Origin of the sequence: Peptoniphilus indolicus ATCC 29427, assembly GCF_000227315.1 — a bacterium.
GTDB classification, from domain to species: Bacteria; Bacillota; Clostridia; order Tissierellales; family Peptoniphilaceae; genus Peptoniphilus; species Peptoniphilus indolicus.
In genome coordinates this window covers 3,913-9,304 of the sequence record NZ_JH165065.1, presented here as the reverse complement: position 1 = coordinate 9,304, position 5,392 = coordinate 3,913, and the positions used below count along the sequence as shown (strand labels likewise).

Genomic DNA, 5,392 nt, shown 5'->3' with positions numbered 1-5,392 from the left:
AAAAGGCGATAGATTTTACTTCTACCGTCTTGTGTAAATTTATTATGTTCTCAAAATTTATTTTAGTTCATTTTCGATTTCTTCTGTGCTTGGTAATACTCCTTTAAAACTTTCAGGAATTAAATTTTGTAGTTGATATTCTGAAATTCCAATAGGTTCTCTTGAACTTTCAGAAGCATATTTCGCCAATACATTATCCTTTGTCTTACAGATTAAAAGACCTATTGTTTGATTATCTCCATCGCCCTTCAATATATGATTTACAGATGTTACATAAGTTCCAAGTTGACCTATGTCCGCAGGTTTAAATGCAGAAATTTTAACCTCCACAACCACATAGCAATGCAGCTTAATGTTGTAGAATAACATATCAATAAATTCTTCTGAATTTCCAACTACAAGTCTATATTCTCTACCTACAAATGAAAAGCCTGTTCCAAGCTCTAATAAGAATTTTTGAATATTATCCATCAAAGCGTCTTTCAATTCTTTTTCATCATAATTTTGTCTAATCGCTATAAAGTCAAAATTATACGGATCTCTTGTCATTTCATTTGCTAAATCGCTTTGTGTTGCAGGCAAATTATTTGTGAAATTTGTTATTGCTTTTCCTTGTCTATCAAACAGGTCTGTATCCAAGAAATTTAAAAGCACAGCTCTACTCCAGTTATTTTCTAATGTTTTAGATATAAAGAAAAATGCTTTATTCAAATTTCCCTCACATCTATCCATAATATATCTTTGATGTCCCCATGGGATACTAAAAATTATATCAAAATCTCTACTGACTTTGGATATTCGTAAATCGTCCACAAGCTGTGGACGATTTAATGGAGAATACATTTCATAAAATTTTTTCATATATTTTAAATTAGTAACAGAAAATCCTTTAACATTTGGAATTTCCTTTTGTAGATCCGAACTTAGTTTTTTATAAAATCCGCTTCCCCATCTGCTTTCTGCCTTTAATCTAATAATTTCTTCTCCTAGACTATAATAAAATCTCAGCATTTCTGAATTAACTGAAACTGCTGCTTTAAGTTGTCTATCCTTATATGATTTTTTTATTTTTTCAAGCATTTTTATATATTCACTATCCCCTATGATAGCTAAATCTTTTTTATCCATCACCACCGCTCCTTTTTTATTGTAATTTTATCTTATATTTTTATCATAATCAGCTTACATCCTATAAGCCAATTCTATCACCAAGATTTTAGTCTAATTGAGATAATTATACCAAAAATATAGCCTTTTTTCTATCTCTCAGTTTATGTGTGCCATTGAAACAAGGACTAATCTTTATATCTGCATTTCCAAAATGGGATTGTGCTTTATGCACTTAGACAGTGCATAAACTTGTAGGACTGAACGGTTAGTTCATCTCTTTAATTCATATTTCTTGCTCTGTATAATTTTCGATTGGTCTATTTCATCATCAAACTCATTATCTATTTCACAGACACGTGCCGCCCCTACATGAACTAAATAAAATTTAAACGGAAAACAACCCAAAAAAATAACGGGCGGGCCTATACTGCTTTATAATATAATTTTCGATTTGTCCATTACATCATCAAACTCATTATCTATCTCACAGACACGTGCCGCCCCTACATTAACTAATAAAACGACTATGTATACAAAATAAATATAAACACATTGCAAAAAGGGCGGACATTGATACATTCGTGCCGCCCTTATAATAAATAAATAATTAAACCCATTAATATGATGGTGGAATTTCACCAATGACTTGCAAAAGTTCACGAGCTTTATCTAAATTTTCATCAGGGACATAGACCATTATTCCAACGTTGATGTTTGCATAGATAACTTGAGCGGTGGAGTCGTTCATTTGAGAAGATTCTTCAAAGTGAGGTATATTATTATCATCCAAAATACCTATTATTCCGCCAAGTTTTAATCTATCATTTACAGAGATTAATTCAACGAATTTAGGTTCTCTTTCAGTTTCTTTATTAAATTTAAACATATAAGACCTCCTTGGTAAATATATTTAATATATACCCATATATAAAAAAAGATGACGGATTGGGTTATATCCATCATCTTTTTTTAATTACATATTCTTTGAGTAGAACTCAACGATTAATTGGTCTTCAATTTCTATTGGAACATCTTCTCTTGCCGGAATAGAAACTAAAGTAGCTTTAAAGCCTTCTTCCTTAGAGATGTAAGGATATGAAGTTACGAAGTTTGTTTCAAAGTTTTCTTTGAACATAGCAACTTTTTTACCTCTTGCAGAAAGTTCAATAACATCTCCTGCATCACATCTGTATGAAGGAATATTAACCTTTTTACCGTTTACAGTTAAGTGTCCGTGAGTTACCATTTGTCTTGCTTGTCTTATAGAAGAAGCAAAGCCCATTCTGTAAGCTAAGTTATCAAGTCTTCTTTCAAGGAAGATAACTAAGTTAGGACCAGTTTGTCCAGCAGTTTTCTTAGCTTCCTTAAATAAGTTGACAAATTGTTTTTCAAGAACACCATAGTAAGCTCTTAATCTTTGTTTTTCAAGTAATTGCTTACCATATTCGGTTAATTTCTTGTCACTTCTTGCAGTACCCTTTACAGCTCTCTTCATAGCCTTAGGGTGTCCACATACGTTAAGACCTAATCTTCTTGATTGTTTAAATCTTGGTACCATCATTCTTGCCATTTTATTATTCAACTCCTAATATATTCTCGCCGCGATAATTTAAGAGCCGAAAGCATTATACTAAATAACTGAGTAAAAGTAAAGAGAAAACAGAGAAAAATTGTGCTATAATGTAACCTACGGAGGGTAAAATGATACTTAAAAATGCAAATTATATAGACGTTAAAAATGGTAGAGTTATAACACAAACCGATATACAAATAGAAGACGGGAAAATTGTAAAGATAGGCGAAAATCTTCAAGCTAATGATTATATAGATTGTAGCTCAAAACTTATTGTGCCGGCATTTACAAATGCACATACTCATCTTGGAATGAGTATGATGAGAAATTATTCAGATGATTTAGAACTTCAAGATTGGCTTGTGAAAAAAATATGGCCTTTTGAAGCTAAGTTGACTAAAGAAGATATATATTGGGGTGCAAAACTATCGGCGGTTGAATCGGCAAAAAACGGAGTGTGTGCAGTGGTTGATATGTACGACCAAATCGATTCAACTGCAAGAGCATGTAAGGAAGTCGGAATAAAGGGAATTCTTGCCAAGGGAGTTTTGGATGTAGCGGGCAGTGGTTCAGAGAGAATAGATATATTCAAACAAAACTACAGAGAATACAATTCAGATGATATTAAAGTTGTCTTGGGGCCGCACGCTATTTACACTTGTTCAACGGACTTTTTAAAAGAGTGTTTAAAAGTTTCAAAAGAATATGGTGGGATGCTTCACATACACGTTTCAGAAACTATGAAAGAAGTTGAAGATTCTAAAAAAATTATATGGGATGACACCTGTAGAATACTTGGATTCGTTGGGATATTTAGATACTAAGATAATAGCCGCACATTGTGTGTATATAACAGATTCGGAAATTGAAATGATAGCGGGAAAAGAATTCTATCCGGTATACAATCCGGTATCTAATTTGAAATTGGCAAGCGGATTTACACCGGTTAAAAAGATATTAGATGCAAATATAAATTTGGGGATAGGAACTGACAGTTCATCTTCAAACAACAATTTGAGTATATTAAAAGAAATACACGTAGGAGCGATAGTAAATAAGGCGGTAAATAAGTCAAGCTCAAGTGTACAAGCTAATGAAATGTTAAAACTTGCTACAGTAAACGGAAGTAAGATAACAGGCTTCGACAACGGCTCTGTTGAAGTTGGAAAGAGTGCGGATTTGACATTTTTTGATTTAAATTCAATTAACTTCACTCCTAAAAATGATTTAATAGGAGCGCTTTGTTATAGTGCAACACCGGAAGATATCAAAGATATTATGATAAACGGTGAGTTTATAATGAAAGATAGAATGATGTTAAATGTTGACGAAGAAGAAGTTAAGTATGAAGTAAATAAATTGACAGACAGAATTTTAAGGAGTTTATAATGGATAAAAAAGTAGTTTACAGTGGGATACAACCCTCAGGTTCACTTACGATAGGGAACTATATAGGAGCTCTTTCAAACTTTAGTGAATTACAAGAAGAGTACAATTGTCTATACTGTATAGTGGATATGCACGCAATAACAATGCCGCAAGAACCTAAGAATTTAAGGAAAAATACACTGGATATATTGTCACTGTACTTGGCGTGTGGACTTGACCCTGAAAAATCAATTATATATATTCAATCACACGTGCCTGAACACGCTGAACTTGGTTGGGTTTTAAATACTATAGCATCCATGGGACAACTTCAAAGAATGACACAATTTAAAGATAAGTCAAGCAAGAGTAAAGAAGTATTGGCTGGGATACTAAATTATCCGGTGCTTATGGCGGCGGATATCTTGTTGTATCAAAGCGCCTATGTGCCGGTTGGAGAAGACCAAAGACAGCATATAGAACTCACAAGAGATCTGGCTCAAAAATTCAACTCAAGATATTCTGATACATTTACAATTCCGGATATAATGACGCCGAAAGTTGGCGCAAGAATAATGTCGCTACAAGACCCGCAATATAAGATGAGTAAATCGGATTCGGATGAAAATGCGTTTATATTGATTTTAGACGATGAAAATGCAATAAGAAGAAAGATAAAACGTGCCGTGACGGACTCGGAAGGAGTTATCAGATATTCAACAGAACAACCGGGACTTAAGAATTTAATAGACATCTATTCATCTTTTTCAAAACTAAGTGTTGAAGAAATAGTTGAAAAATATAAAGACTTGGGCTACGGCAAATTTAAAGAAGATTTAGCCGAAGTTGTTGTAGAAAGATTAAGACCTGTTCAAGAGAGATTTAATGCAATTAGAAATGATAAAGAATATTTAGAAAAAGTATATACAGAAGGAGCGCAAAAAGCCTCCGCATTGGCGAGAAAGACACTTAGAAAAGTATATAAAAAAGTTGGATTTATACCAAGATAGATAAAAAATTAAGAGCTGAGCATTTTTAATACGGGTGAGAAGAGAAATAGTATAGGTTCGCCCGTTTTTTTGTGGTTCGTTTTAGGTTTAAATTTTATTTAGTTCATGTAGGGGCGGCACGTGTCTGTGAGATAGATAATTAGTTTGATGATGTAATGGACAAATCGAAAATTATATTATAAAGCAATATAGGCCCGCCCGTTATTTTTTTGGGTTGTTTTCGGTTTAAATTTTATTTAGTTCATGTAGGGGCGGCACGTGTCTGCAAAATAGATATTGGGTTTGTTTATGTAATGGATAAATTGAAAATTGTATTATGAAGCAGTATAGG

At 33.0% G+C, this 5,392-nt stretch carries 6 protein-coding genes; 3 read left to right on the top strand and 3 right to left on the bottom strand.

Annotated features, from left to right (window positions below; all coding sequences use genetic code 11):
• Window positions 1-57: 57 nt before the first annotated feature.
• From HMPREF9129_RS08580 to rpsD, 3 genes are all read right to left on the bottom strand, one after another.
• Complete coding sequence (locus tag HMPREF9129_RS08580; protein WP_004822601.1) at window positions 58-1,128, bottom strand: PDDEXK nuclease domain-containing protein; 1,071 nt, start codon at window positions 1,126-1,128, stop codon at window positions 58-60.
• A gap of 598 nt (window positions 1,129-1,726) precedes the next feature.
• Complete coding sequence (locus HMPREF9129_RS08575; RefSeq protein WP_004822599.1) at window positions 1,727-1,996, bottom strand: putative signal transducing protein; 270 nt, start codon at window positions 1,994-1,996, stop codon at window positions 1,727-1,729.
• Window positions 1,997-2,083: 87 nt separating this feature from the next.
• On the bottom strand, window positions 2,084-2,680 hold the full coding sequence (gene rpsD / locus HMPREF9129_RS08570; RefSeq protein WP_004822591.1) for a 30S ribosomal protein S4: 597 nt from the start codon (window positions 2,678-2,680) through the stop codon (window positions 2,084-2,086).
• Between the two features lie 131 nt (window positions 2,681-2,811).
• Here rpsD and HMPREF9129_RS12495 point away from each other — a divergent pair, with 131 nt between their 5' ends.
• From HMPREF9129_RS12495 to trpS, 3 genes are read left to right on the top strand one after another with little or no spacing between them, the layout of a single operon-like run.
• Window positions 2,812-3,507, top strand: a complete 696-nt coding sequence (locus HMPREF9129_RS12495) for an amidohydrolase family protein (RefSeq protein WP_004822590.1) — start codon at window positions 2,812-2,814, stop codon at window positions 3,505-3,507.
• Complete coding sequence (locus HMPREF9129_RS12490) at window positions 3,461-4,072, top strand: amidohydrolase family protein (RefSeq protein WP_004822588.1); 612 nt, start codon at window positions 3,461-3,463, stop codon at window positions 4,070-4,072. Before HMPREF9129_RS12495 ends, HMPREF9129_RS12490 begins: the two co-directional genes overlap by 47 nt.
• Window positions 4,072-5,061 carry a tryptophan--tRNA ligase gene (gene trpS / locus HMPREF9129_RS08560; protein ID WP_004822586.1) on the top strand — a complete coding sequence of 330 codons (990 nt, stop codon included), beginning with the start codon at window positions 4,072-4,074 and terminating at the stop codon, window positions 5,059-5,061. Before HMPREF9129_RS12490 ends, trpS begins: the two co-directional genes overlap by 1 nt.
• The last annotated feature ends 331 nt before the right edge of the window (window positions 5,062-5,392 follow it).

What these genes read in the sequence shown, in the direction of transcription:
- HMPREF9129_RS08575 (WP_004822599.1), bottom strand. Translation starts at nt 1,996, where the DNA reads ATGTTTAAATTTAATAAAGAAACTGAAAGAGAACCTAAATTCGTTGAA.
- HMPREF9129_RS12490 (WP_004822588.1), top strand. Translation starts at nt 3,461, where the DNA reads ATGACACCTGTAGAATACTTGGATTCGTTGGGATATTTAGATACTAAG.
- HMPREF9129_RS08580 (WP_004822601.1), bottom strand. Translation starts at nt 1,128, where the DNA reads ATGGATAAAAAAGATTTAGCTATCATAGGGGATAGTGAATATATAAAA.
- rpsD (WP_004822591.1), bottom strand. Translation starts at nt 2,680, where the DNA reads ATGGCAAGAATGATGGTACCAAGATTTAAACAATCAAGAAGATTAGGT.
- HMPREF9129_RS12495 (WP_004822590.1), top strand. Translation starts at nt 2,812, where the DNA reads ATGATACTTAAAAATGCAAATTATATAGACGTTAAAAATGGTAGAGTT.
- trpS (WP_004822586.1), top strand. Translation starts at nt 4,072, where the DNA reads ATGGATAAAAAAGTAGTTTACAGTGGGATACAACCCTCAGGTTCACTT.